A 25,685-nucleotide genomic window follows, 5' to 3' on the forward strand; every position below is an offset into this window, starting at 1 on the left:
CGGTCATTTCACCTCCGGTCGTGACAACTTCGCTACAGAACGTTGGTTCAAGAAATAGTAGCCGATGACAAGTAAGAACGTAAATAAGAAGATGACGGTCGACAAGGCATTGATTTTCATCGAAATCCCTTGGCGTGCCAATGAATAGATTTCAACGGATAAGGTCGTAAACCCATTCCCCGTCACGAAAAATGTCACGGCAAAATCATCAAGTGAGTACGTCAGTGCCGTAAAGAATCCGGCAAAGATCCCCGGTGTGATGTACGGCAAGATGACTTTCGTCAGGACGTCCAAACGACTTGCCCCTAAATCACGTGCCGCATCAACGAGCGTCGGGCTCATCTCTTGCAGTTTCGGCAAGACAAGGATGACGACGATCGGGACAGAAAACGCGATGTGCGACAGTAAGACGGATGTAAAGCCAAGTTGAATCCCAAGCATCGTAAAGAAGATTAAGAACGATGCTCCGATGATGACATCCGGACTGACAATCAAAATACTATTAAGTGTCAGGAGCGACGTTTCAATCCGCTTTTTCCGAACTGCTTGAATTCCAATTGCACCGAACACACCGACAATCGTCGAGATTGCTGCTGAGAGCAAGGCGATGACGAGTGTATTCAAGACGATGATCAAGAGGCGTGAATCTTGAAAGACTTCCTTATACCAATCCCACGTGAAGGAATCAAAATTCGTCATGTTATCTGCACTGTTGAACGAATAGAATGCGAGATAGAAGATTGGAGCATACAAGACGATGAAGACACCAATCAAATATAGGTTTGCCAGTTTAAACCGTTTCATCATGTCGTCGCTCCTTTCTTCCGTTTTGTACTCGTCAAGGCGAGAATGATGGCCATCGCGATAATCAAGAAGACGGCAATCGTCGCACCCATCCCCCAGTTTTGGGTGACAAGAAATTGTTGTTCAATTGCTGTACCGAGCGTGATGACACGGTTCCCGGCAATCAGGCGGGTAATCATGAAGAGTGATAACGCCGGGATGAAGACAAGTTGACAGCCTGACTTCACACCATCAATCGTCAACGGGAAGACGACACGACGAAATGTCGTAAAGTTCGATGCCCCTAAGTCACGTGCCGCAAAAACGAGCGACGGACTTAACTTTTCGATGGCATTAAAAATCGGCAAAATCATGAACGGGATGAAGATGTAGACCGACACGAACACGAAGCTGAAGTCCGTGAACAGGATTTGTTTGCGCCCGATGCCAATCGCTTCAAGCGTTTGGTTCGCAAGCCCATACGTACTGAACAATCCGATGAAAGCATAGGCTTTCAGCAACAGGTTGATCCAGGTCGGCAAGATGATCAAGAGCAACCAAAGTTGTTTATGCTTCGTTTTCGTCAATAAATAGGCCGTCGGATAACCGATCGCAAGCGAAAACAACGTGATTAAAAAAGCATACCAAAATGAACTGAGCGTCATCGTCAAATACGTCGAGGTAAAGAAATTCTGATAGTTGACGAACGAGAAGTTTCCATCTAAATCAAGGAACGAATAATAGATGACAAGCACGATTGGTGCGATGACGAACAAGGCAATCCAAAATGTATAGGGAATCAGGTACCAGTTACGTGTTTTTTGCATCATAACACCCCATCGTACGATTCAAGCCGTTTATCAAAGTCCTCTTCCGTCTCATTCAGACGCATGACATGAATCGCTTCCGGATCAAATGTCAGACCGATATGCTCACCGACTGTCGCTTTTTTCGTGCTATGGACGAGCCACTCATTTCCGACTTCATCGATACAGGCGATTTCATAATGGACGCCGCGGAAGAGTTGTGAATCGACCGTCACCTGTAACTTCCCTTGGGCGACATTCGTGATTTCTAAGTCTTCCGGACGGATGACGATTTCGACTGGCTCATTCAATTCAAGTCCCCGGTCGACACATTCAAATTCTTTTTCAGCGAACGAAACGAGGTAGTCGTTTAACATCCGTCCCGGAATGATGTTCGATTCACCGATGAAGTCGGCGACGAAGCGGTTGATCGGTTCATCATAAATGTCGGTCGGTGTCCCCGATTGTTGGATTGAACCATGATTTAAGACAAAAATTTCATCCGACATCGCAAGCGCTTCTTCTTGATCATGCGTGACGAAGATGAACGTAATCCCAAGACGACGCTGTAAGTCGCGCAGCTCGTATTGCATCTCCGTCCGCAACTTCAAATCGAGTGCTGACAAGGGTTCGTCCAGTAAAATCACTTCCGGTTCATTAACGATTGCCCGGGCAATCGCGACACGTTGACGTTGTCCACCCGACATCTCTGTGATTTCCCGTTTTTCATAGCCCGATAAGTTAACGAACTTCAACGCATCAAGGACACGTTGCTTAATGTCTGCTTCTTTGACCTTTTTGATTCGGAGGCCGAAGGCGATGTTCTCGAAGACGTTTAAGTGCGGGAACAAGGCATAATCCTGGAAAACCGTATTGACTTGACGTTTGTTCGCCGGAACATCGTTAATCCGTTTTCCGTTGAAGATGATTTCACCCGCTGTCGCTTCCGTAAAACCGGCAATTAAGCGCAGTACTGTCGTTTTACCGCAACCGGATGGCCCGAGCAATGTGTAGAACTTCCCCCGCTCGATTTCGAAGCTGACACCGTCGAGGACGGTTTGGTCGTCAAACTGTTTTGATACTTCTTTGAATTGAATGATCGTATTCGTTGTCACTTTAGTTCCTCCTTAAAGATACGAGTCGGTTGCTGTGACGAGAAGTTTCGCCTCCGTCGCTGACTCGTTTCGTAGTTGATGGATTTCTGACGCTTTATAGTAGAACGTCTCACCTTGTTTCGCCCGGAATATTTGTCGACCGAGTGCGAGTGTCACGTTACCCTTGAGGACATAAACGAATGTTTCCGATCCGGACGGTTCATAAGCTTTAAATGAACTGTTCGCAGCAAGCGTCAACAGGACCGGCTCCATTTCTTTTTCATTCGACTCCGGAATCAACCAGGTGACGTGGTACCCTCGTTCCTCATCGGCATAACTCGTGACATCGTCTCGTGTATAAACGACTTTCTGATTCAGCGCCTCCTCATCGAAAAAGTCTCTTGCTGAGATGCCTAATACTTCAAGGAGGCTAAATAATGTCTCGATCGAGGGAGAGCTGATCTCTCGCTCGATTTGCGAAATATATCCTTTACTTAAATCGGTTCTTTCCCCGAGCTCTTCTTGTGTCAATCCTTTTTGAAGACGCAGGTTTTTAATTTTATTACCAATCGTACGCACTTTACGCCCTCCTCTCCCATACTGTTCCTGAGTTTAGTATAAGACGACTGAAAGTTTACTAATCACGTACCGATTATAGCGTACTGACTTTTTTTAGCAAGGGAAATTACTCACTTTTTTCAGGAGAGTTTGACACTGATAGAGCTTACACCTACAATTAATATCAGGTACTAAAACGAGGAGGAATTCACGATGCGCATTGCTTGGATTACAGACAGTACGACGATTGTGCCAAACTCAATCGTCGACCATCAAGACTTAACGATCGTCCCGTTACTTGTCATGAAGGATGGTGAAAGTTTTATCGACGGTGTCGATGTCAATGCTGAGACTGTCTATAGCTGGATCGATGCCGGTCATAAGGTCACGACAAGCCAACCTTCGATTGGGACTTTTACAAAACACTATGAAAAACTAAAAGCAGACTATGACTTCGGATTTGCCGTTCATTTATCAAGCGAACTGAGCGGTACGTATAATACTTCCATTCAAGGAGCAGAAATTGCTGGTTTTCGTCTGATTGCGATTGATTCCCGTTGCGGTATCTATCCAGCAGGACAATTACTTGCGGAAGCGATCCAGTTAGCAGAACAAGGAGTTGCGATTGAACAAATCGAACAGATGATTTTAAAACGACGGTTCGATCATCACATCGAATTTACCGTCGAAAACTTAAAACAGTTGCAAGCTGGCGGTCGCATTTCATCAACGAAAGCTTTCGTCGGTAATTTACTTCAATTACGCCCGCTCTTCCACTTCGAGGAGGGCAAAATCGTTCCTTACCAGACGGTTCGGACCTTCAAGAAAGCACACTCCAAAATTTATGATCATCTCGTCGAAATCCTTGAACGTGGTGACGTAACGGATATTTCACTGTTTCATGCCACAGCGTACGACTTAGCACGGGAATGGAAGGTAAAACTTGAGGCGCGCTTCAATGTCTCGATTCGTATTGACGATCTTACGCCTGTCCTCGGCTCACACACCGGGAATCCGGCGATTGGCATGTCATTCTTGAATCCGACAAGCCGACACTAATGTCTAAAACTGAAAGATTCAGGGTAAACCTTCTTTAGAGATTAAAGGAGGTTTTTCTATTGAAAAATAAATGGATTTGGTTGAACTGGCTTGGTTTCATCTTTGCTGTAACAGTTAACGCACTCGACGGTGGGAAAACCGGTCGTATTTCCGACACGATTCCGACGTTGTTCAAACCTGCCGGGTACGCGTTCTCGATTTGGGGACTCATTTATGGTGTTTTACTTGTTTGGTTAATTTTACAGACCATCCCGAAATTCAAAGAACATGAAATCGCAAAAAAAATCGGTCCTTGGTTTTTGATTAGTTGTCTCTTTAATGCCGCTTGGATCGTCACATTCGCTTACAAACTTTTCCCATTGACGCTCGCCGTCATGATTGGTCTACTCGCTTCTTTGATGGTCATCTACTCGAAGGTCGATCGCGAAACAAAAGCCCTTCGTTTTAAAGTCCCGTTCTCCCTTTACATCGGCTGGGTCTCGGTCGCGACAATCGTTAACGTCTTCATCGTCATGCAGACGCAAGGCATCACGAAGTTGCTCGGCATCGGTGACGCCGGTTGGACGATGATCATGCTTCCGGTAGGTGTCATTGTCGCACTCATCTTTATGTTTGCGAACCGCGATCCGATTTATCCGCTCGTCTTCGTTTGGGCCTATATCGCGATCAACTTTAAATCAGATGACGGTCTCGTTGATACGGTCGTCCTCGGTAGCGTCGTCGTCCTTCTTGCAGGATACGTCTTCTTACTCGTCCGGATGCGTCGGCAAATCCATGTGAGCAAGTAACGTTATTTCTGTTTGAAACACGCGTATACTGGAGACAAAGGAGTGATTGTCATGAACATCACATTTACACGTCCCGCACTTGACCGGATTGAACAATTGCGCGGTGACATCAAAGGACAGCTTCATCTTTATTACGACACAGAAGGATGCGGTTGTGGAAACTCCGGTATCTTCAGTATCCGTTTCGTCGAGTCGGCGACTGACGAAGATATGACGATTGATTCAAATGTCGGTCCCGTCCTCGTCAAACGTTGGTCGAGTCACTTTCTCGATCAAGACATGACACTCGATTATAAAGAAGAATCAAAATCACTGATTTTAAAAAGCGACGGACAATACTTCAATACGAATGTTCTTGTGACCGATCATACCGGCTGTCAGTTGACACCGAATCGGTAAGTACAAAAAAGGCAGCCTCCCTTGTGGAAGCTGCCTTTTGTAATAGTTGGACAGACAGAGGCTGCGTTGATTACAGAGTCACGGTCATCTATAAAATGTACTAGAGTTCTGTCTGCATCGTACACGAGTCGAGTAGGTTTTTCCGCCCGATTAACCTACTACCAATACGTTTTTCGTCCCCCATATTTTCGCACGCATCATGCCGGCGTGCTTATCTAGCTTACGTAACCAATCCGTGATTGGATTTAAAAAACAACATTTTTTTAGCCGACATCACGTACTGTGCGCTCAATCGTCTGCTGATCCAAGTCCTTGACGTTCATCGGACGGCTATAATAATACCCTTGTCCATAATCACAGCCGAGGCGTTTTAAAAATTCGTGTTGTTCGAGTGTTTCGACACCTTCCGCCACGACCTCAATTCCGAGACTTTTCGCTAATTGAATGATCATTTCCGTGATGGCCGTGCCCCGCTCGTCATGCGGAACCTCATCGATGAACGATTTATCAATCTTTAAGATATCGATTGGTAAGTGCTTCAAGTGGGTCAATGAAGACAACCCTGTCCCGAAGTCATCCAAAGCAATCGTCAGACTCAACTGTTTCAGTTCACCAAGCATCATCAGGGCCCGTTCCAAGTTTTCCATGACAGAGGTTTCCGTAATTTCGAGTTGAAGATGAAGCTCTCCCCCGCGTTCGAGTGAATGATGGACAATCTCTTTAATCATTGAATTATGAGACTCGGACCGGAAGTGCATCGCTGATAAGTTGACCGACACTTGACGAATGAAATGATCCTCCTTTTTCCACAACTCCATCTGGTGGACCGTCTCCTTCAGGACCCATTCCGTCAGTCGATGAATCAAACTGTACTTTTCAGCAATCGGAATGAACTCGGCCGGTGAGATGAAGCCGAGTTTCGGATGGTTCCACCGAATCAGGACCTCTGCTTGTTCGACCTTCCCTGTCGCTAACGCAATCTTCGGCTGATAGACGAGATTAAATTCTTTGTAATCGGTCATCGCCTTTCGGAGTGAACCGACGATCAACTGTTCCCGTCGATCCGAGTGAATCAATTCATCATATAAAACAAACCGATCGCGCCCTTCATTTTTTCCGGCCCGTAAGGCACTCTCCATTTGACCAATCCGCATCTCTAACGTTTCTTCCGGATTCGGCAAGATGACACCAATCGTCGCAGTTAAATGAATCTCTTGATTTTCAAGGAGCATCGGTTGACGGATTTGCTCGAGTACTTGATTAAATGAAGCCTCAAGTTGTTCCGTATCGACTTGTTTAATCAAGAAAAATTGTGTTCCGTTATAGCGGATACAGGCTTCCTCTTCGCCGAGGATTTCTTTAATCCGATCTGCGAACTGACGAATGATCGTATCCCCTTGATCAAAACCGAATGTGTCGTTAATCCATTTATAGCCGTCTAAATCAATCAACGCCATCGCCATCGTTTGTTTCGAGCGGTTGTATTGTCCATCCACCTTCATCATGTGATGGTCAAGCCAGCGCCGATTGTGCAGCCCTGTCAAATGGTCCGTATAGGCCATCATTTGAAGTGCGCGTCGTTCCAAGTGGATGTAGAGTCCCGTGATCAAGATGATTAAAATAAAGATTGGAATCGCCACTTCACTCAAGATGTTCGACGTGATCGGGTCATTTGACAAAACGGTAGTGGAATCAGCCGGTATACAAAATGTCGTTCCGAGCATGCCTACGTAATGCATCGCTGATACGGCTAAGCCCATCAATGTCGCGACAGGGATTAAAATGCGTTTTTTGTCGACATGGCGCGTCATATAAAGCAATAATAGCGCCACATAGGCAACCGTCACGGCAATCAACACTGAAAGAGTGAAGATGCCGGTGTCATAACGGATATCTCCCCCAAACTGCATCGCGGCCATCCCGAGGTAATGCATCATTGTAATTCCAATCCCGATGAGTGAACCTGCAAGCACGACTTTTTTACGCGTGATTGCAGAATAATATAATAAATAAAAGGCAATCCATGCAGCCGTGATCGCGGGTACGACCGAGAGTAACATCAGGACCCAGTCATAATTGACCGCGACCGATAATTCGAATGCACCCATTCCAATAAAGTGCATGCCCCAAATCGATAATCCCATCGTCAATGATGAAAGAAGCAGTGTTCGTTTTCTTAAGGATGTCGCTTTAGCCAAGCGTCGATTGAGTTCAAGCGAGGCGTAGGATCCGACAATGGCGACGATAACCGATAGGATGACCAGTGCCTCTTCATAGTGTTTCGGTAGTATGATCCATTCATTCATTGTGTAAGTGCCTCTCTTTTTGACTGACATTCCTATTAGTATCGTCTTAATTCGTCATTTCTTTCAGTACTGTTTCGAATTTTTATACAGTTTGATGTGTTTTTCGACTATTTTGTACGAAATATACAAAAAAGAGACCCACATTTGTGGATCCCTCGACATTTCTTCTCTTATAGTGTAGCGGATGCAATGACTGCTCCGGTTGGTTGTTCTAAATCTGGTTCAGGTTCGACCGTAATCGCGACGGCATCAATCTTTCCACTGCCTTTGAGTGCAAAGACTGCTGCTGCTTGACCATCTTGTTCGATGACTCCGTTCGCCTGTACTTGATCGCCTTGAATCGTCCACATCTGATACAACTCGCCTTCTTTAAGCGGTGGCAAGTCTTTCAATTGAACGAGCATGTATTCTTTATCGTCTTTCGTAAAGATCATGCTCGATCCTTGAATCGAAGCCGTACTCTCGAAGTTTCCCATGCCGTTCACTTCATCCAGCGCTAACGCTTCTGTTTGTTCTGGTTCATCTTGCGCTAAGAAATAGGCGTTCGCTCCAAGCGATAATAAGAGAACCGCTGCAATGCTCATTAACCAACCGAGTGGGACTTTTCGTCTCGTTTGCTTTTTCGCACGTTTTGTCTCGAGTTCCGAGGCATGTTCCGGTGTCGGCTGTGTTGTTTTCACAATGTTAGGCGCTTCTTGATCCGTCTCGTTTGACGAAGCAAGGACTTCTCCTAAGATTCTTGATTTCATCCCAGCCGGTACCGGTCGTTCTGGAAGTGATTCCGCGATGGGAAGCATCAATTCTTCCATTTCTTGTAGCGCCTGCTTGCAGTCGTCACAAGTCGCAAGATGTGCTTCGAACGCGTCTCGATCGGCTGCAGATAACGTTCCATTAAAGTAATCAATTAAATCATGACAACGTTCTTCCATCAACGTTCCCTCCCTTCCAATAATTTTCGTAACGCTTGAATCGCACTCCTTATCCTCGTCTTCACCGTTCCGAGGGGCAATTCGAGCTGATCTGAGATTTGTTGTTGCGTTAACCCTTTAAAATAGACAAGCTCAATTAATTCTTGTTGCTCCGGTTTCAATGCTTGGACCGCTTCACGTACTTCAGAAGCGGTTTCCCGTTCGACGACCGTTCGTTCGACCGGTTCATCAAACCCACCGTCTCGTTCTTCAATTTCAATTGTCGGTTGTCGCTTTTCACGCCGTAAACAATCAAGCGCAGCATTTCGGGTAATCGTCAACACCCACGAAGAAAACTTTCCTTTCTCCGTATTGAAGTCAACACGTCCATTCCATATCTTCATCCAGACTTCTTGAATAACTTCTTCAGATAATCGATCGTTGTTCGTAAAGCGATGTGCGAATGAAAACAACAGCCTCTCGTATTTATCATATAACGTTTCAAGAGCCTGTTCATCTCCTCCACGCATCTGATGATAAAGCGATTCATCGGATTGAGTATGCATCCTTCTCCCCCTTGTGATTAGTCAGCCTTATCATATAGTATACGCAAGCTGACGCAAAATCGTTTTAGTTTTCTTTCGTTATTTTGATTATTTTTCTCCATCACATCCATATTCCCTGTTCTATCAAAAAATATAGCTGAAAAATCGATTGAATTGACAGAAATACCATGATGGGCATAGCATGAAGGTATCGAGAATACGTGTTGCACCTTAGAATGGAGGAAAATGAATGGATTACGATCAAAAGATGAAAAATCGGGTCAGTCGGATTGAAGGACAACTGCGCGGTATTTTACGGATGATGGAAGAAGGTCAAGATTGTCGTGACGTCATCACTCAGTTATCCGCTGCACGGTCAGCAATGGACCGGACGATCGGTGTCGTCGTTAGCTCAAACTTGATTGAATGTGTCAAAGAGGCTGAAGCCAGTGGTGAGGGACAAACAGAAGACTTAGTTAAGGAAGCTGTCAGTCTTCTTGTCAAAAGCCGTTAATTTAAAGGATGGTCTTCATTTCGGTAAACTTCCGAGCTGAAGACCTTTTTTTAATAGAATCGATTGAATTTTCGAGCGGACGTTTTAGATTAAAGTAAAACAGGTACATTTACTGTGGATACTATGATTCATTTTAGATCACGACACAAACGACTCATATCGCTCTCTTCATTAAGATAGCAATGGTAATTTGTCTTTACTTGATTGATTCAAGCAAGACCATACGTAGGAGGAACATATATGACAGTCTCACTTTTTATTGATGTAGCATGTAAAACAGGCGAATCGCCTGTCTATGACGCCAAAACGAAACGCTTTTATTTCGTTGACATTCCAAACAAGCTGTTCTTTTCATATGATTTGACGACTGAGGCCTTGAAGCCGTTCCAGGTACCGAGCGCGATCACTTCAATCGCTTTAACTGATGCCCCTGATTTTCTCCGGGTGACTTCAGAACATGGTTTCGGAACATTCGATCTGAAAGAAGGTCATCTCTCACTCGAAACGAAGTTGACGATGCCCGACTCGGACCGGATGAACGACGGTAAACTCGATCCATCTGCGCAGTATGTAGCCGGTAGCATCAATGAAGAGGACGGGGAAACGGCCAGTCTCTACCGTTTGCGTCACGATGGCTCGATTGATGTCTTGCTCGAAAGCCTCACGAACTCAAATGGTCTCGTCTGGTCAGAGGACGGAACGACGCTGTACCATATCGACACACCGACTAAAAAAGTCTACGCCTTTGACTACGCACCTGATCAGCCCTTGACGAATCGCCGCGTAGCAATCGATTTAGAAGAAGAAGATGGTTTTCCGGACGGCATGACGAAAGACCGGGATGGACATGTTTTCATCGCGCATTATGCCGGTTCTTGCATCACACGTTGGAATCTTGAAACGGGTGAGAAGCTCGCACACATCGAGTTCCCGGTTGCAAATCCGACGTGCCCAATCGCTTATGAAGATCGTCTGCTCGTCACGACAGCGGCAGATGGAGACGATTCTGCGCATGCTGGTGCCGTCTTCGAAGTCACGTATTAATTTTTGTTTACTCCTCGGTCCAGTCGAGGAGTTTTTTTGTAGACGTCTGTACTAAAACAGGTGATACTAAAGTATCGACGATTATTTTAACGAGGGAGTGAAACGCTATGCGGATCTCAACGATTGAACGACTCCATCAATTACAGACGACACCATCTTTTTTCCCGGTCAACTGTTACCTTTTTGAAGAAGCCGACAGCCTGACCTTGATTGATACCGGGATTTCACTGAACGCCAAAGCAATCCATCGCGTCATCAAGTCCCATCACAAACCGTTACGTTCCATCATCTTGACGCATGCCCACGCTGATCATGTCGGTTCACTCGACTTCTTAGCGAATGCCTTTCCACTCGCCGAAGTGGCAATCAGTTACCGCGACGCAGCGCTTCTTAGCGGTGACGAATCGCTTCGTGAAGGAGAGACGACACCCTTAAAAGGGGGCATCCCGAAAAACATCAAGACACGACCAGACCGTCTGCTTGAAAGCGGCCAACAAGTCGGAAGCCTGAGCGTCATTACGTCTCCTGGGCACACCCCGGGCTCGATTTCCTTATGGCATGAAGGCAGTCGGACGTTGATTGCCGGAGATGCCTTCCAAACACAAGGCGGAATCGCTGTTTCCGGCGATACGCGCTGGCAGTTCCCGTTCCCTGCTCTCGCGACTTGGGATAAAGACGTCGCCTTGAAGTCCGCCCATCAATTGACGGAACTGACGCCCGACATCCTTGCGACTGGACATGGTCCTCTCGTTCTCGCACCGAGCTATGAAATGCGTGAAGCTGTCGATCGGTTTGAACAATTGTTAAAACGCTGATCCCACAACAATCTACCGAACCCTTTACCTTGCTTAAAAAGCAGGAAGTGCGGGAGGTAAAAGCGTAAGTATAGACAATTCATGCAGCCGATTTAGAGCGCAATCCGTCTTGAATCGCATTAAACCGAAAAAAGCAATCGTTCGCGCCCCTGTCGCTTTGAAGACGAGACGAGGAACTGATCGCATCTAGACATAGCGTATTCACTTCTCGCACACGTTTTTCTACACGCTCAAAGGGTCTGACTCAAAAGCGGGAACCACTCTCGATTAAAAGGAATCAGGACTTTTTCCATACGTATCTCAGTCAAACACTCAACTATCTGAAACAATAAACATTTGTATAGATATGGCCGATGATCCCGTCAAAAGTGGGTCATCGGCCATTTACTTAATGGAGGACGGGAACGTTCATCCTCGACCCCTGTGGGAAAAGGTAGCGCGATTCGCGGTGAGGATAACAAAACCGTCCGTCACTCTGATTGATGTTGGAGCGACTCTTGAGTCAGCTCCTTCTTTTTTCATCAGCCCGTTCGAAATCAGCGGGACCTAACTCTTGTCATGACCCTCGATCAGAATGTTCCTCAAAACCACGGCACTTTTTCTAGCGTGTCACTTTCTTGTATTTTCCTAAGATGAAACCCTTCACTATTTCACCGACTCGTTTGGTACAGACGCGCCTCATAGGGCTGTAAGATCTCACTTGCACTCTCTTCATAGTTCGAGAGAAGTAACTGTTCATTCGGTAAGGCGAATGTCGTTTCGACCTGTTCATCATGGACGTTCAAGACGATTCGCCACGTCACCCCTGCGAATTCCCGTTCATATACGTAAAGATAAGGATCCTGAATCGCCAAATCACGATACACGCCATACACCATGACAGGATGTTCTTTTCGTAATTGAATCAACTCCCGGTAAAACGCGAGAACCGATTGCGGATCCTGTTCAGCTGCCTGCACGTTGATTGTTTTATAGTTCGGATTGACCGTCATCCATGGTGCCCCTGTCGTAAATCCGCCTGCCCGGCTATCATCCCATTGCATCGGTGTCCGCGAATTATCCCGCGCCCGTAGCTGCATCGATGACAAGACAGCGCCACTCGGCTCTCCCGCTGCGACGCGCTCCTCGTAACGATTACGGAAGGCGACGTCTTGGTACAGAGAAGCATCCGAGAAACGAATACCCGTCATCCCGATTTCTTCTCCTTGATAGACATACGGGATACCCGGTAACGTGTGTAACATCAAGCCGAGTAACTTGGCGCTCTCGACACGATAGCGCTCGCTACCGAAGCGCGTGACTTGTCTTGTATGATCGTGATTATTCAAAAATTGTGAAGTGACGCCTTTCGGGTACAGCGCATCATACCACCGTTTTTGAATCTGTTTATACCGCAACAGGTCCATTTCTTCCATGTCATCGGCGACTTCGAAATGAAACAACGTCTGTAACTCCTGACGTTCTTCGCTGACATATAACAGCCCGTCTTCGGGACCGACAAACGGAATCTCCCCGACCGTAAACAAGTCTTTCCCCGCAAGAACTTCCTGATGCATCTCCTGTAAAAATTCATGGACTCCCGGTTGATTGCCTAAGTAGGACAAGTCAAACGGATCCTCCACATCGTCAAACGCCGCTCGTTTTTTAATCAAGTTAATGACATCCATCCGGAAACCATCGATACCTCGGTCAATCCACCATCGCATCATCGTGTAGACAGCTTGACGGACGGCAGGCTGTTCCCAGTTCAAATCAGGTTGTTCTGACGCAAACGAATGAAAATAGTACTGTTGCCGTCCTTCATCCCACGTCCATGGACTCGGCGCAAAATACGACCGCCAATTGTTTGGTGGTGTTCCTTTTTCCCCGTCATGCCAAATGTACCAATCTGACTTATCATTCGTTTGATCACGGCGCGACTCCTCAAACCAGTGATGTTGATTACTTGTGTGATTGACGACAAGATCGAGAATGATTTTTAAGCCGCGCGCATGCGCCGATTCAATCAGCTGGTCCAAATCTGCCATCGTGCCGGCTTTCTCCATGATGCCGTAATAGTCAGCGATGTCGTAACCGTTGTCGATATCAGGTGATGTATAACAGGGGTTAAGCCAAATGACACCCACCCCGAGTGAGGCGATGTAGTCGAGCTTTTCGATCACGCCCCGCAAGTCCCCCATCCCGTCTCCATTCGAGTCGTTAAAACTCCGCCAGTACACTTGATAAACGACGGCTTCTTTCCACCAGGTCCGATTCATCTTTTCCATCTCCCGTCTAGTAGTCAATCGATTACTTGTCTAGTGTATCAAGAACATCGTCTGAAATTGGAATGTTCTTCTAATTTTTAAGGGATTTTAAAAAACCTCTTTCATTTTGACTGAAAATTCGCTATTCTTGACGACAATACCCGAAGGAGGAACAGAGATGAAACATTTCGCCCCATCGATCGCCATCGATCGCTTGCCCGATCCCGTCTTCGCAGAACTTGCCCAACGGATCGGTTCCGTCAAAGCCGCAGGACACGACGTCATCACGCTTGGTCAAGGAACGCCGGACCAAACGACACCCGTACATATTCTCGATGCTTTAAAACAAGCCATCGATGATGCAAGTAATCTCCAGTACCCCCCGTTTCGCGGACATGATTTCTTAAAGCAGGCCGTCGCTAATTTTTATGAATCAGAATTTGGCGTGTCGATTGATCCGGCGACAGAAGTCGCGATTTTACTCGGAAGCAAGGCCGGCATCGTCGCCCTTCCGCAGACGATCGTCAATCCCGGTGAAGGAGTCATCGTCCCGGATCCCGGTTACCCGGATTACTTGTCGGGCGCAGCACTTGCCGGTGCGTATCCAATCACGCTTCCGCTTCTCGCTGAAAATAGCTTTTTGCCTGACTATGACCTCCTCGATTCGCTCGACGTCGAACGGGCCCGGATGTTGTTCCTCAACTACCCGAGTAATCCGACCGGTGCGACGGCGACAGCGAAAGCCTTTGAACAGACGGTCGCATTCGCTGATGAAAACGACATTTGTGTCGTCCACGATTTAGCGTACGGCGGGATCAGCTTCGATGGTCCGACACGTAGTTTCCTCCAGACGGAAGGGGCAAAAGACGTCGGAATCGAACTGTTTTCGCTCTCAAAACGATTCAACATGTCCGGCTTTCGGATCGCCTTTGCGATCGGTAATCCATCCGTCATCGCGAGCATCGAAACATACCAGGAACACCTTTACGTCAGTGCCTTCACACCGATCCAGCATGCAGCGACGGTCGCACTTTCAAGCGATCAGACATGTGTCCGTGAACTGAGCGCCTTGTATGAGACGCGACGCGATGCGTTGTTCGGTGCATTAAACGAAATCGGCTGGGCAGGACCGGTTCCGGGTGGTTCGTTCTTCGTCTGGCTCCCTGTTCCGTCCGGCTTCACGTCACAAAGCTTCACCGATCACCTGCTCGACGAAGCGCACGTCGCCGTGACACCGGGTCATTTCTTTGGTACATACGGTGAAGGTTACGTCCGGATCAGTCTGATTGCCGATGTCGACCGACTCGTCGAGGCTGTCAAACGAATCGGGACCCTTCAGCTCTTCCAAACCGCCGTTGCCGAATAATTCTGAAAAAACGTTTGACAGATGGGAATCATTTCCGTTAAAGTAAATCCCAACAGCATAGCTACTTATCGAGAGCGACCGAGGGATTAGGCCCAACGACGTCCGGCAACCACCAGTAATGGAACGGTGCCACATCCTACAGAACTTCTTTTGTTCTGAGAGATAAGTTACGAAATTCTACAATTCGTCGCTTTTTTCTGGTTGCTCTCTAACTGGAAAAAAGCGATTTTTTTGTATAGGGAGGGAAACATCATGATTGAGTTCGCACACATCACAAAACAATTTGTCCGTGACCGCACACCGATTTTTGCATTAAACGATGTCAACTTAACGATTGAACAAGGGGAAATCTTCGGCATCATCGGTGAATCCGGCGCCGGAAAAAGTACACTCTTACGGTTGATTAACGGACTCGAGACACCGACGAGCGGTACGGTCATAGTAGACGGAGCCAATCTATCACGTGTCTCCAAAACGTCTCTCCGCAAACTCCGTCTCCGGGTCGGTATGATCTTTCAACACTTTCAACTGATTCAGTCCCGCACGGTTGCCGACAATATCGCGTTCGCCTTAAAGGCTGCCGGTGTCAAACGGCGTGAGTTCCCGAAACGGATTCAAGAATTAACGGCACTCGTCGGACTCGAAGGATTCGAGACGAACTATCCGAGCCAACTCAGTGGTGGACAAAAACAACGCGTCGGCATCGCACGAGCGCTCGCCAACAATCCAAACATCTTACTCTGTGACGAAGCGACATCAGCGCTCGATCCGGTGACGACGCTCCAGATTCTCGATTTACTGAAAGATTTGAACGCCCGGCTCGGTTTGACGATCATCCTCATCACCCACGAAATCGATGTCGTCAAACAAATTTGTCACCGCGTTGCCGTCATGGCGCACGGTGAAGTCGTCGAAGTCGCTTCGACTTACGCCATATTTAGTCAAGCCGAACATCCGGTCACAAAACATTACGTCGATACGGCACTCCAAATCGAGTTGCCGGAACGAATTTTACGGACGACACCCGGCAAAGTCATTCGACTTCAGTTCACGGGTGAAAAAACAGGTGAGAGTACCTTATCTGAAGCCATCAAACAATTCGATATCGCAGTCAGCATCCTGCATGGGAAGGTCGACTACATTCAGGACGTCGCGTTTGGCGTCTTAATCGTCAGTTTGACGGGACCGACACTGCATGTGAATCGTGCCTTAACCTGGCTCGAGGGACAGTTGCACGCAATCGAGGTGATTCAAGATGTCGCTTGACCGGTTTACGACAATGCTTCCCGACTTAACGAAAGCACTCGGAGAGACGGCCTTCATGGTCGGCATTTCACTCGCCTTCGCCATCATCATCGGAATTCCACTCGGGATTTTATTATTCATCACCGACCGCGGACTCTTTTTCCAAAATGTTTTCATTCGAACGACGTTGGACTTCGCCATCAACATCGTCCGCTCGTTACCATTCATCATCCTACTCGTTGCTTTGATTCCATTGACGCAACTCATCACGAAGACGACAATCGGTCCCGCTGCCGCCTCGGTCAGTTTGAGCGTCGCCGCGATTCCGTTTCTCGCCCGACTCGTCGAAACCTCACTCCGTGAGATTCCACCCGGCTTGATTGAAGCAGCAGAAGCGTGCGGGGCGAAACCGCTTCGCATCATTATCAGTGTTCTCCTTCCGGAAGCATTGCCCGGAATCATTCAAGGCTTGACGTTGACCTTGATCAGCCTGATCGGATTCTCAGCGATGGCAGGGATCGTCGGTGGCGGCGGAATTGGTGACCTCGCGATCCGGTTCGGTTATTACCGGTACGATAACGTCGTCATGATCATGACGATCGTCGTGCTTGTCGTCATCATTCAAGTCATTCAGGCACTCGGCAACCGGTTCGCACGTGTCGCCGATAAACGATAACTTACAAATAGAGAACGCAAGGGAGAGATTACGATGAAAAAACGCTATGCCTTTTTAGCAACAGGATTATTAGGAGCAAGCATCTTAGCCGGATGCGGTGACAGCAGTGCAAATGAAGAAACGAAGTCCATCAAAATCGGGGCGACGAGTGGTCCGTATAGCGATATGGTCAAAGAAGCGATTCAACCGGGACTCGAAAAGAAAGGCTATAAAGTCGAAATCGTCGAATTCAGTGATTACATTCAACCGAACCTTGCCCTCGGGAGCGGTGATATCGATGCCAACCTGTTCCAGCATTCGATTTATTTAAAAACGTTTGCGAAAGAAAAAAATCTCGACCTCACAGGGCTGATCACTGTCCCAACCGCACCGATGGGATTATACAGCAAGTCCTATAAAACGTTGGACGATGTCAAAGAAGGCGCTGAAGTCGCGACACCGAACGATCCGACGAACCAGGCACGTGCTTTGAACCTGTTAGCGGATCAAGGTTGGATTGAACTAAAAGCAGATACCGATCCACTGACCGTCTCAGAAAAGGACATCATCAAAAATCCAAAGAAACTCGTCATCAAACCGCTTGAAGCCGCTCAGCTTCCACGCGCTGTCGAAAGTGTCGATATTTCAGCCGTTCCCGGAAATTTCGCACTTGCTGCGAAGTTCGACTTACTCGATGCACTCGCACTCGAGACGATGAACGAGCAGTACCGCAACTTAGTCGCTGTTAAGACAAGTGACGAAGACAAACAACTGGCCAAAGACTTAACCGCTGTCGTCAAATCGGATGATTTTAATGAAGTGATCGAAAAATCATTCAAAGGATTCAGCAAACCAGACTGGGCGAATTGAGCAGAAGTGTCACTTTTACGGAAAGACCTTATTCTCGCCACTTCTCAAAAGAATAAACGCCATAAAAAACCGGACGGCTCCACCTCCTTTCAATAACAGGGGTGGGCCGTCCGGTTTTTCGATAGTATCTCTGTTACTCGTCGCTCCCCCTTCCCGAATCGCAGCCTTTCTCAGGTCTTCTTCCATTAGAAAGCCTAAAAAGATTTGCTTCCACGTGACTCCTACGGGAAAAAGCGCAAGGCTTGCTTGCGCTGTCAGAGGCAGGCGAGACCCTGCATCTTGACCTGTAAGGGAAAGAGGCAACGGCTTGCGCCTCGCCCGAGGAAAGCACGGGAAGTAAGAATCTTTCGTACCACTTATATCAACCACCTACGTTTTTTGATTCGTAAGATATCACGTTTCCCGGGACTCAAGACAAACCAAAAAGCCTAGGTTCCCATTGACGAGAACCTAGGCTTTACTTTAGTTCGTGCTATTTTCACGGTGTTCTAAAGTTAATCGTAAAGTACGGTGCATCTTTTCTAAACGCCACTCCAACATCCGCTTGTTTGAAGCCGCTTTGCATGATGTTTTCACGATGCCCTTTTGAGTTCATCAATCCCCAGTGGGCAGCGAAGACATTCGGATACCCCATCGATAAGTTTTCACCCGCCATCGAGAAGCGAATGCCTTCTGCCTTCATCCGGGCGAACGGGTCACGGCCTTCAGGATCCGTATGCGAGAAAAAGTTATTCTCCGCCATGTTTTCACTGTGTCCGCGCGTGACCGGTTTTAATGCTGTATACGGCGACAATGCAGGTTTCTTGTATTCGGCACGTTCCCAGTTCATCAGGCGTAACATCAATTTCTCATCCGTCGTCCGTAATGCTTTTGAAGCAGCACCATAGAACCCTTCTTTTTTCGCTTCGACGTCCTTCGGAATCGCCAGTGTTGCTTTGACGCGATTTTTATCATATTGATCAAAGAAATACGTCACGTAGTTATCGTTCTTTTCATAGACGGCTGCGTGATCAAGGTTCAGCATGTAGTTCGTATTTCCCTTTCGATAGGACTTGACGACCTTCCAGCCTTTTTTCGCAAGCGTCGCTTCCGTATCTTTATTTAACGTCGCGCCTTGCGTCGTCACGCCGTCCCGGAAACGATACTTCCCGTAATCTTTCCCGTCTTTCGTCAGTGCGACAAACTCCTCTGTCGCTGTCCGTCTGACTTCCCACTTGTATCCCGGGTACTCACTTGTATATGCATCAATCAGCTTTCCCCCACTTTTCGGGTACTCCGCCTCCGCTTGTTCGATTGGAACGCTTTCGCAACCAAAGAAAGCAAATGCTATTACCCCGAGGACTAATACTTTTTTCATCCTGCTGGTCCGCCTCCTTCTTTCTTGCATTACCCTTATTTTAAAAGAAATTGAACCGTTCGAACAGTCAGAGTATCCATTCTAAGAAAATCACATGATTCATTCGACTTGTTCACAACACAGACACATTTTAGTAACATCGCCTTTAAAGGTCTGACAACTTAGTCCGAAGCCATTCTCATTTCATTATCGTACAGAAAATGAACTATTTTCCCCTCTTGTTGAAATGTGTGAACATTCTTTTATTTTCATTCTTTGCAAATCTTATTGCCGTTCTTTCATCACCTAGCTAATATTAGGAATCGTAAGGAAAAAAATACGTGTTTGTCCATATAATATCCATCAAAAGGAGTATGCCATGATTCTTCTCTATTTTATTTATGAATCGATTACGTTTCTCGCGATTCAGCAGTACTTGTTTTCAGGTTGGATGATTCTCGTTGTGTTGACGGTCTCCTTTAGTCTCGCGAACGCACATGACGAAGTTCACTATAGCCAACGTTTCGGATTCGAACTGCTCGTCCCCGGTGTCGGAAACTTATTACGGAAGAACTTTATCGTCGGTCTCGCCACGATTATTACCTTAATCATCATCCACTTCATGTACATGTTTCGGATCCTTCCTCTTGAAACTGCCCTGCTCTTCACCTTTTCAATCAGTAGCCTTTCCTTCCTATCTCTTTTTATCCGAACACACAAAAAAGCGGACCGCTAAGTCCGCTTTTTTTATTTATTGAAATTTATCAGAAGTCGTTAATTTGTAGCGTTTTGAAAGCTCAAGCCAGTTCTGTCCATCTTTTTTCGTCTTCACAAGAATATACGGCAAGCCTTTCGAAACACGAAGTTCGAGTAATTCACCTTGTTGCTGACCATGTGTTTCACTCACTTTCAACCAACGCTTTGCAATTTTTCGTTCGATGACGATGTGTTTTCCTTTTTGAACAGCGCGCCATTTTCCGATTTCAGCTTTTCCTTTGACAGGAATCGCACTCTCCGCACCTTGAATCGAAATGATTGCCGGATCGTGGTCGCTCGCGCTTCCGTCTGCTTCCATGTAATCCGAGTTGATGTTGACAATATCAGATGAAGTATAGCGTTTTAAGTTTTTCGAGATTAAGATGTGATCGAGTACTTGTGCGTTACCATTATAGACATACGAGTAACGTTCTGATTTCGGAAGATCATCGACCGTGTTCCACAAGTTCTTTCCTTTGAGGATGTCGAGTGTTTTCGAGAACTGGAAGTCATTCAAGTCACCAAGAACAACGACATTCGAGTCTTTGACTTCTGTTTCGAGTTCATTGACGAAATCTTGGACGATTGTCGCAATCGCATGACGCTGTACTTCGCTCTTACGTACGACCGGTTGATTTTTACCGAAGTCTGCTCCGTCGCCACCTTTAGAGTTAAAGTGGTTGACGATGACATGGTACGACTCCCCTTTGAAGAGGAATTCCCCGACGAGTGGCTTCCGTGAACTTGCGAAGTTCGGGTCGAGCGGTTGAATCCGTCCCGGGTTACTCGTCAACTTGCCGTTTTCGACTGAAACCGCTTCTGTTGCCGTTCCTTTTTTACCTGGTGCAAGTGAGACGCGCTCCGGGTTATACAAGAAGCCGACACGGATGTTTCCGCCTGGCTGTCCGCCATCTTTTTTATCTTCTGGTGCGATGTCTGTATACGCATACTTAACGCCAGTTTTCGCTTCAATTGCTGCAATCAATGTTTCAAATGATTTGGATGCATCGACTGTTCCGCTATCAACTGCACCATCGTTATCTTGCATTTCTGTCAAACCGACGATGTCTGGTGTTTTGAGGAACGTCGCAATCCCTTCCGAGACACGATCAACTTTCCCGGCGTCTGCTGTCGAAGCAAAGTTTTCGACGTTATACGATGCGACCGTCAAACGTGACTCTCCTGTTTCGATGTTCGTCGGTTGACGATCAATTTCACTCGTGACGAGTTTCGGAAGATCAGCTGCTTTTGACAAGACTTTATAAGCAGAGTAGTTGTAGCTCATGACGCCTTCAATCGTTCCTTCAAAACGGTCACCTGATTTCGCACGGTATGACGAACTGCCCATCTCGACGAAGAGACGTTCCGGGTTGACGTTGTCTGCCGTCAAGATTGGTGTACCGCGTTTCGTGTAGACTTTGTCTGCTGTTTGCGTCCGGACCGGAATCGTCCGGTTTGCTTGTGGACCTGTGACGATGGCATTCGGAAGTGCAACACGCATCCCTTCGACACTTTCATACAGGTCGATTGCATCCTCTTCCGGATCAAAGTTCGCGAACGCATCGTTATCGACGACATCCGTCGGAATCAAAACGCCGTCCCCACCGAGGACGATGCTTGCAGGTAATCCTTCGTTAAGTGCTCCTTTAACGAGGTTGACAGCACTGAGCTCTGTTACAGGCAAGTCTGTCTCCGCTTTATCACTATATCCACCTAATAGCCATTCTTTCACATATCCAGTTGTCGCGACCTTTTGTCCGACTGCCGCTCCGTGGTTTTTCGAATACACTAAGATACCTTCAGATGTCTTACTGTTATTATCCGGATTCGGATCCTGCATGTAGAAGTTGTTTGCATCCACGATATACGTGACGACACCTGTCGTCCGGACGAGTTGATCGGCGTATGGAGACAAATGTGCAATTCCTTGGATACTGCTGATTTTCGTGAGGGGTGGTGCGATGTAATATTTGAACGTCGAAACGGCTGACGTTTTACCATTCTTGACGACGACTGCTTGAATCGTCATTTCCTCATTAATTGTGATCGGCTCTGAGTAAACCGGACTTTCAACTGTCGGTGTTAATCCATCGACTGTATAGTGAATCGTCCCTTCCCCTGTAAGCGTTACTTTATCACCACGCTCAACTTCGCCGACTGGGTCAGCCGTTGGTGCAACGAGAATATCACCTGCTTCTGCTTTATGTGATCCTAAATCTGTTAATGTATCGACCGGGAAGCTTGTCCATTGTGACGGTTCATATGTTTTTGAACCGGTCGTCACGTTTGTGTTACGGACGAGCGTCGTATCTTTCGCGAAATCCGCACTTGATCCGATCGGTCCGATGATGTCGAGGACGACATCTCCTTTTTTCAGGGCAACGGGATCGTTACCGTTGAAGTTCAGTGATCCTGTCGTTTGTTGTGCTTTTGCTTTAATGTCAGCATTTGCACTTGAGTTTGCAATGACGAATGTTTTCCCCGGGTCAATCGTTCCGGAAAGCGTGATTTTTGATTCAGACGGTCCACCATTCGTATACTGTACGAGTGTGTAGTCAGCGAGATTGATGATTTGCCCCGAACCATTGTAAATCTCGATCGCTTTGTTATTGCTCGATCCTTCTATGTACTCTGACAGGATGACGCCTTCGCCCTCTGCCCCTACGATGATGCCTGCCTGCGGAAGAATACCTGCTGTTAATGCTCCGACCAATGCCCACTTACCAAACGTACTTCCGTATTTCATTATGTTGACCCCCTATTTAATTTTCTGACACTTCTTTATAATATCAGAAATAATTTGTAAAGGTGTATATTTTTCGTAAAAAAAGATGTTATCCTTCGTAAATGATAAAAATGGTATCGCTTACAAATTTTTATCGTTCGCTTTTATTATAATTATCTTTTGGAGTCACTCTCATCAATGGATGTCTTCCCACCGTTAGCAGGTTAAAAAAGGGCATAAAAAAAACGCCTTCTCAGCGTGTTGGTTTCTTTTACATTAGTTGTCAGTGGAATCGAGGACACAGGTGATCAAAACACCTGAAACGACGAAAGCCCTACCTCTCTTTCGTTGTTACGGCTCCTTGGCCGCGCCAGCTGAATCAAGCGTTTTAGCAAGAATCAAGTTGCGTATTAGGTTACGCATTTACTGGGATTTTTAGAGTTTCGCTCGGATGAGCTGAAAAGTATCGAATGGAAGGTTTATCTTGCTGGGTCAACTTCTTCCCTAAAGAAGAAGGACAAAATAAAAGCGATGACTTATGTCTGACTCGATTGTCAGTTAAGGTCTAAAAATCCTGACCTGATTATTAAATTGTGTATTGTGGGTTAAAGATTCTCACATGAGTGATCATCCCCGATTCATGACATTTCTTAATATAACACAAAATATTTTACAAAGTCAATCTTTTTTTCATCTCTAGATCTCTTTGACTAAATCAAGTTGATACAGACCTTAGAAATCGCTATCGTAAAGATACAAATAATATAGAAGAAACGAGGTACACATTATGCCGACAAACCGGTTGATTCACGAAACAAGCCCTTACCTGCAACAACATGCTTCCAATCCGGTTGATTGGTATCCGTGGGGAGAAGAAGCCTTCACTGCCGCCCGGACAGCAAATAAACCGATTTTTTTATCGATTGGGTATTCGACCTGTCACTGGTGCCACGTCCTTGCCCATGAAAGTTTCGAGGATGACGAAACGGCGACGATGCTCAATGAACGTTTCATCTCGATTAAAGTCGATCGGGAGGAACGACCGGATATCGACCAAATCTACATGACGGCAGCCCAAATCATGACCGGTCAAGGAGGATGGCCGCTCAGCGTCTTCATGTCGCCGGAACAAGTTCCGTTTTACATCGGAACGTATTTTCCGAAGACACCCCAGTTCAACCTTCCGAGTTTCCGGCAAGTCCTGCTTCAGCTGAGCGAACACTATCAAACGGATCCGCAAAAAATTAAACGGGTCGGTACACAAATCGAACAGGCGTTGCTCGATGTCAGCACGGTCAAGCAGCACGGCACGCTGGATGAGGAGCTGTTACACACAACATTCGACCAAGCGATGCGCCAATTCGATGTCACGCATGGCGGATTTGGCGGTGCACCGAAATTCCCGTCTCCGTCCCTGTTGACGTTCCTGCTCGATTATTACAAGTACGCGGAAGACGAGACGGCACTCCAGATGGTCATGCGGACGCTGACTGCGATGCGTGACGGCGGCATCACCGATCAAGTCGGCTTCGGCCTCTATCGTTATACCGTGGATGCCGCTTGGATGATTCCCCATTTTGAAAAGATGCTCTACGATAATGCCTTGTTCGCGACCCTTTGCCTCGAGACGTATCAAGCTTCCGGGAATGACCGCTTCAAACAGTACGCGGAAGAAATCTTCACGTATGTCGAACGTGACCTGTTATCGAACGAAGGTGCTTTCTACTCGGCAGAAGATGCGGATAGTGACGGTCACGAAGGACTTTTTTATAGTTTCTCCTATGATGAGCTGACACAACTGCTAGGTGAAGAAGCCTTCTTCACGCGGTATTACGGTGCAACACCAAACGGGAACTTCGAAGGACGGAATGTGTTTCATCGTTCAAATCAAGATCTCCACGCATTCGCTGCTGAAGTAGCACGCCCCGTCGCAGATGTCGTGCGCCAACTTGAACACGAACGGCAACAACTCTTTGCACACCGCGCGCATCGAACTCGACCGTTTCGGGATGATAAGATTTTGACGTCATGGAACGCGTTAATGATTTCCGCTTTTGCAAAAGCAGGACGGATTTTAGGAAACCCGCATTATACGACCGTTGCCAAACGCGCGCTCACCTTCATCGAGCACCACTTACTCGATGGTAGCCGCTTACGCGTCAGCTATCGAGAAGGACACGCTCAAGGCAGAGGATTTCTCGACGACTACAGTTTTCTCGCGGAAGCTTATCTCGAGTTACATCTTACGACGCAAGAAGTACCGTACCTTAAACAGGCTCGTCGCCTGACGGATGTCATGCTTTCAGCGTTCGGCGATCCGTCCGGTAGTTTCTTCTTCACGGCGTCAGGAGCAGAACGCTTGTTGATTCGACCGAAGGAAGTCTATGACGGTGTGACACCGGCTGGTAATAGCACAGCGACCTTGAACTTATTCCGCCTCTCCCAATTGACGGGAGACTCACGTTACCTCGAGACGGCACACCGTGTCCTTCAATCGGTCGCGGAAGAGATCAAGCAACAACCGACCGGTTATGCTTCATTGATGAGCGTCTATTGCCGAATCATGATGAAACCTCAAGAATTGATTGTGTTAGCAGACGACATGACGAAGGTCGAACCGTATCTTCGGCGCCTCTTCAAACACCGTCACCCGGAGTTATCCCTTCTCGTCGGCCAAAAAGCAGAACTACTGGAAATCGCTCCATTTATCGAAGACTATCAGTTAATCGCGGGTCAGCCGACAGCCTATCTGTGCCACGACTTTACGTGCGATCAACCGACGACAAACCTCGACGAACTCCTCGATCAATTGGACCTCTAACAATCATTCCCTTCTGTTTTCTACAAACAGAAGGGTTTTTCAAAAA

22 protein-coding genes and 1 riboswitch are annotated in these 25,685 nt (G+C 47.0%); of the genes, 12 read left to right on the forward strand and 10 right to left on the reverse strand.

Annotation, left to right across the window (positions count from 1 at the left end; translation table 11 throughout):
* Positions 1-3: 3 nt before the first annotated feature.
* The 4 genes from KNP96_RS04015 to KNP96_RS04030 are packed head-to-tail and all read right to left on the reverse strand — an operon-like array spanning position 4 to position 3,262.
* Positions 4-807, reverse strand: a complete 804-nt coding sequence (locus KNP96_RS04015; RefSeq protein ID WP_088837844.1) for an ABC transporter permease — start codon at positions 805-807, stop codon at positions 4-6.
* Positions 804-1,613, reverse strand: coding sequence for an ABC transporter permease (locus KNP96_RS04020; RefSeq protein ID WP_204251404.1), 810 nt, complete (start codon positions 1,611-1,613; stop codon positions 804-806). Before KNP96_RS04020 ends, KNP96_RS04015 begins: the two co-directional genes overlap by 4 nt.
* The gene (locus KNP96_RS04025; protein ID WP_088837846.1) at positions 1,610-2,704 is read right to left on the reverse strand and encodes an ABC transporter ATP-binding protein; all 1,095 of its coding nucleotides are present in this window, start codon (positions 2,702-2,704) and stop codon (positions 1,610-1,612) included. The genes KNP96_RS04020 and KNP96_RS04025 overlap by 4 nt, the downstream gene beginning before the upstream one ends.
* A 12-nt stretch (positions 2,705-2,716) precedes the next feature.
* Positions 2,717-3,262, reverse strand: coding sequence for a helix-turn-helix domain-containing protein (locus KNP96_RS04030; RefSeq protein WP_088837847.1), 546 nt, complete (start codon positions 3,260-3,262; stop codon positions 2,717-2,719).
* A gap of 192 nt (positions 3,263-3,454) precedes the next feature.
* Between KNP96_RS04030 and KNP96_RS04035 the strand changes: the two genes are divergently transcribed.
* From KNP96_RS04035 to KNP96_RS04045, 3 genes are read left to right on the forward strand one after another with little or no spacing between them, the layout of a single operon-like run.
* Positions 3,455-4,300: a DegV family protein gene (locus tag KNP96_RS04035; RefSeq protein ID WP_214768901.1), complete on the forward strand. Its 846-nt coding sequence runs from the start codon at positions 3,455-3,457 to the stop codon at positions 4,298-4,300.
* A 59-nt stretch (positions 4,301-4,359) separates the two neighbouring features.
* Complete coding sequence (locus KNP96_RS04040) at positions 4,360-5,088, forward strand: tryptophan-rich sensory protein (protein ID WP_214768903.1); 729 nt, start codon at positions 4,360-4,362, stop codon at positions 5,086-5,088.
* A gap of 51 nt (positions 5,089-5,139) precedes the next feature.
* Complete coding sequence (locus KNP96_RS04045; protein WP_088837850.1) at positions 5,140-5,487, forward strand: iron-sulfur cluster biosynthesis family protein; 348 nt, start codon at positions 5,140-5,142, stop codon at positions 5,485-5,487.
* 263 nt (positions 5,488-5,750) lie between these two features.
* Here the strand turns inward: KNP96_RS04045 and KNP96_RS04050 are convergent, their stop codons facing one another.
* From KNP96_RS04050 to KNP96_RS04060, 3 genes are all read right to left on the reverse strand, one after another.
* The gene (locus tag KNP96_RS04050) at positions 5,751-7,793 is read right to left on the reverse strand and encodes a putative bifunctional diguanylate cyclase/phosphodiesterase (RefSeq protein WP_214768905.1); all 2,043 of its coding nucleotides are present in this window, start codon (positions 7,791-7,793) and stop codon (positions 5,751-5,753) included.
* A 170-nt stretch (positions 7,794-7,963) separates the two neighbouring features.
* Positions 7,964-8,722, reverse strand: coding sequence for an anti-sigma factor (locus tag KNP96_RS04055; protein WP_214767092.1), 759 nt, complete (start codon positions 8,720-8,722; stop codon positions 7,964-7,966).
* Positions 8,722-9,267: an RNA polymerase sigma factor gene (locus KNP96_RS04060; protein WP_088837853.1), complete on the reverse strand. Its 546-nt coding sequence runs from the start codon at positions 9,265-9,267 to the stop codon at positions 8,722-8,724. The genes KNP96_RS04055 and KNP96_RS04060 overlap by 1 nt, the downstream gene beginning before the upstream one ends.
* A gap of 229 nt (positions 9,268-9,496) precedes the next feature.
* On the opposite strand from KNP96_RS04060, the gene KNP96_RS04065 reads away from it, so the two are divergent.
* From KNP96_RS04065 to KNP96_RS04075, 3 genes are all read left to right on the forward strand, one after another.
* Positions 9,497-9,760, forward strand: coding sequence for a metal-sensitive transcriptional regulator (locus KNP96_RS04065; protein ID WP_088837854.1), 264 nt, complete (start codon positions 9,497-9,499; stop codon positions 9,758-9,760).
* A gap of 240 nt (positions 9,761-10,000) precedes the next feature.
* Positions 10,001-10,804, forward strand: a complete 804-nt coding sequence (locus KNP96_RS04070) for an SMP-30/gluconolactonase/LRE family protein (RefSeq protein WP_214768907.1) — start codon at positions 10,001-10,003, stop codon at positions 10,802-10,804.
* 107 nt (positions 10,805-10,911) lie between these two features.
* Complete coding sequence (locus KNP96_RS04075) at positions 10,912-11,619, forward strand: MBL fold metallo-hydrolase (protein WP_088837856.1); 708 nt, start codon at positions 10,912-10,914, stop codon at positions 11,617-11,619.
* A 650-nt stretch (positions 11,620-12,269) separates the two neighbouring features.
* On the opposite strand, the gene KNP96_RS04080 is transcribed toward KNP96_RS04075, so the two are convergent.
* Entirely contained in the window at positions 12,270-13,877 is a 1,608-nt protein-coding gene (locus KNP96_RS04080) for an alpha-glucosidase (RefSeq protein WP_214768909.1), read from the reverse strand.
* Between the two features lie 166 nt (positions 13,878-14,043).
* On the opposite strand from KNP96_RS04080, the gene KNP96_RS04085 reads away from it, so the two are divergent.
* The 4 genes from KNP96_RS04085 (at position 14,044) to KNP96_RS04100 (ending at position 18,001) form a co-directional block, all read left to right on the forward strand.
* Complete coding sequence (locus KNP96_RS04085; protein WP_214768912.1) at positions 14,044-15,231, forward strand: aminotransferase class I/II-fold pyridoxal phosphate-dependent enzyme; 1,188 nt, start codon at positions 14,044-14,046, stop codon at positions 15,229-15,231.
* A gap of 62 nt (positions 15,232-15,293) precedes the next feature.
* Positions 15,294-15,400, forward strand: a riboswitch (SAM riboswitch).
* A gap of 83 nt (positions 15,401-15,483) precedes the next feature.
* Positions 15,484-16,497, forward strand: a complete 1,014-nt coding sequence (locus KNP96_RS04090) for a methionine ABC transporter ATP-binding protein (protein WP_214768915.1) — start codon at positions 15,484-15,486, stop codon at positions 16,495-16,497.
* Positions 16,487-17,152, forward strand: a complete 666-nt coding sequence (locus tag KNP96_RS04095; RefSeq protein WP_214767083.1) for a methionine ABC transporter permease — start codon at positions 16,487-16,489, stop codon at positions 17,150-17,152. The genes KNP96_RS04090 and KNP96_RS04095 overlap by 11 nt, the downstream gene beginning before the upstream one ends.
* Positions 17,153-17,185: 33 nt before the next feature.
* Entirely contained in the window at positions 17,186-18,001 is an 816-nt protein-coding gene (locus tag KNP96_RS04100) for a MetQ/NlpA family ABC transporter substrate-binding protein (RefSeq protein WP_214768917.1), read from the forward strand.
* Between the two features lie 478 nt (positions 18,002-18,479).
* Here the strand turns inward: KNP96_RS04100 and KNP96_RS04105 are convergent, their stop codons facing one another.
* A complete protein-coding gene (locus KNP96_RS04105) occupies positions 18,480-19,358 on the reverse strand; it encodes a CAP domain-containing protein (RefSeq protein WP_214767081.1) in 879 nt (292 codons plus the stop codon).
* Positions 19,359-19,716: 358 nt separating this feature from the next.
* Here KNP96_RS04105 and KNP96_RS04110 point away from each other — a divergent pair, with 358 nt between their 5' ends.
* Entirely contained in the window at positions 19,717-20,073 is a 357-nt protein-coding gene (locus tag KNP96_RS04110) for a hypothetical protein (RefSeq protein WP_214768919.1), read from the forward strand.
* 15 nt (positions 20,074-20,088) lie between these two features.
* Here KNP96_RS04110 and KNP96_RS04115 read toward each other — a convergent pair whose 3' ends face one another.
* Positions 20,089-22,839, reverse strand: a complete 2,751-nt coding sequence (locus KNP96_RS04115; protein ID WP_214768921.1) for a chitobiase/beta-hexosaminidase C-terminal domain-containing protein — start codon at positions 22,837-22,839, stop codon at positions 20,089-20,091.
* A gap of 766 nt (positions 22,840-23,605) precedes the next feature.
* Between KNP96_RS04115 and KNP96_RS04120 the strand changes: the two genes are divergently transcribed.
* The gene (locus KNP96_RS04120) at positions 23,606-25,639 is read left to right on the forward strand and encodes a thioredoxin domain-containing protein (protein WP_214768923.1); all 2,034 of its coding nucleotides are present in this window, start codon (positions 23,606-23,608) and stop codon (positions 25,637-25,639) included.
* The last annotated feature ends 46 nt before the right edge of the window (positions 25,640-25,685 follow it).

It is taken from the genome of Exiguobacterium sp. s133, from assembly GCF_018618595.1.
In the GTDB taxonomy this organism is placed as follows: Bacteria; Bacillota; Bacilli; order Exiguobacteriales; family Exiguobacteriaceae; genus Exiguobacterium_A; species Exiguobacterium_A oxidotolerans.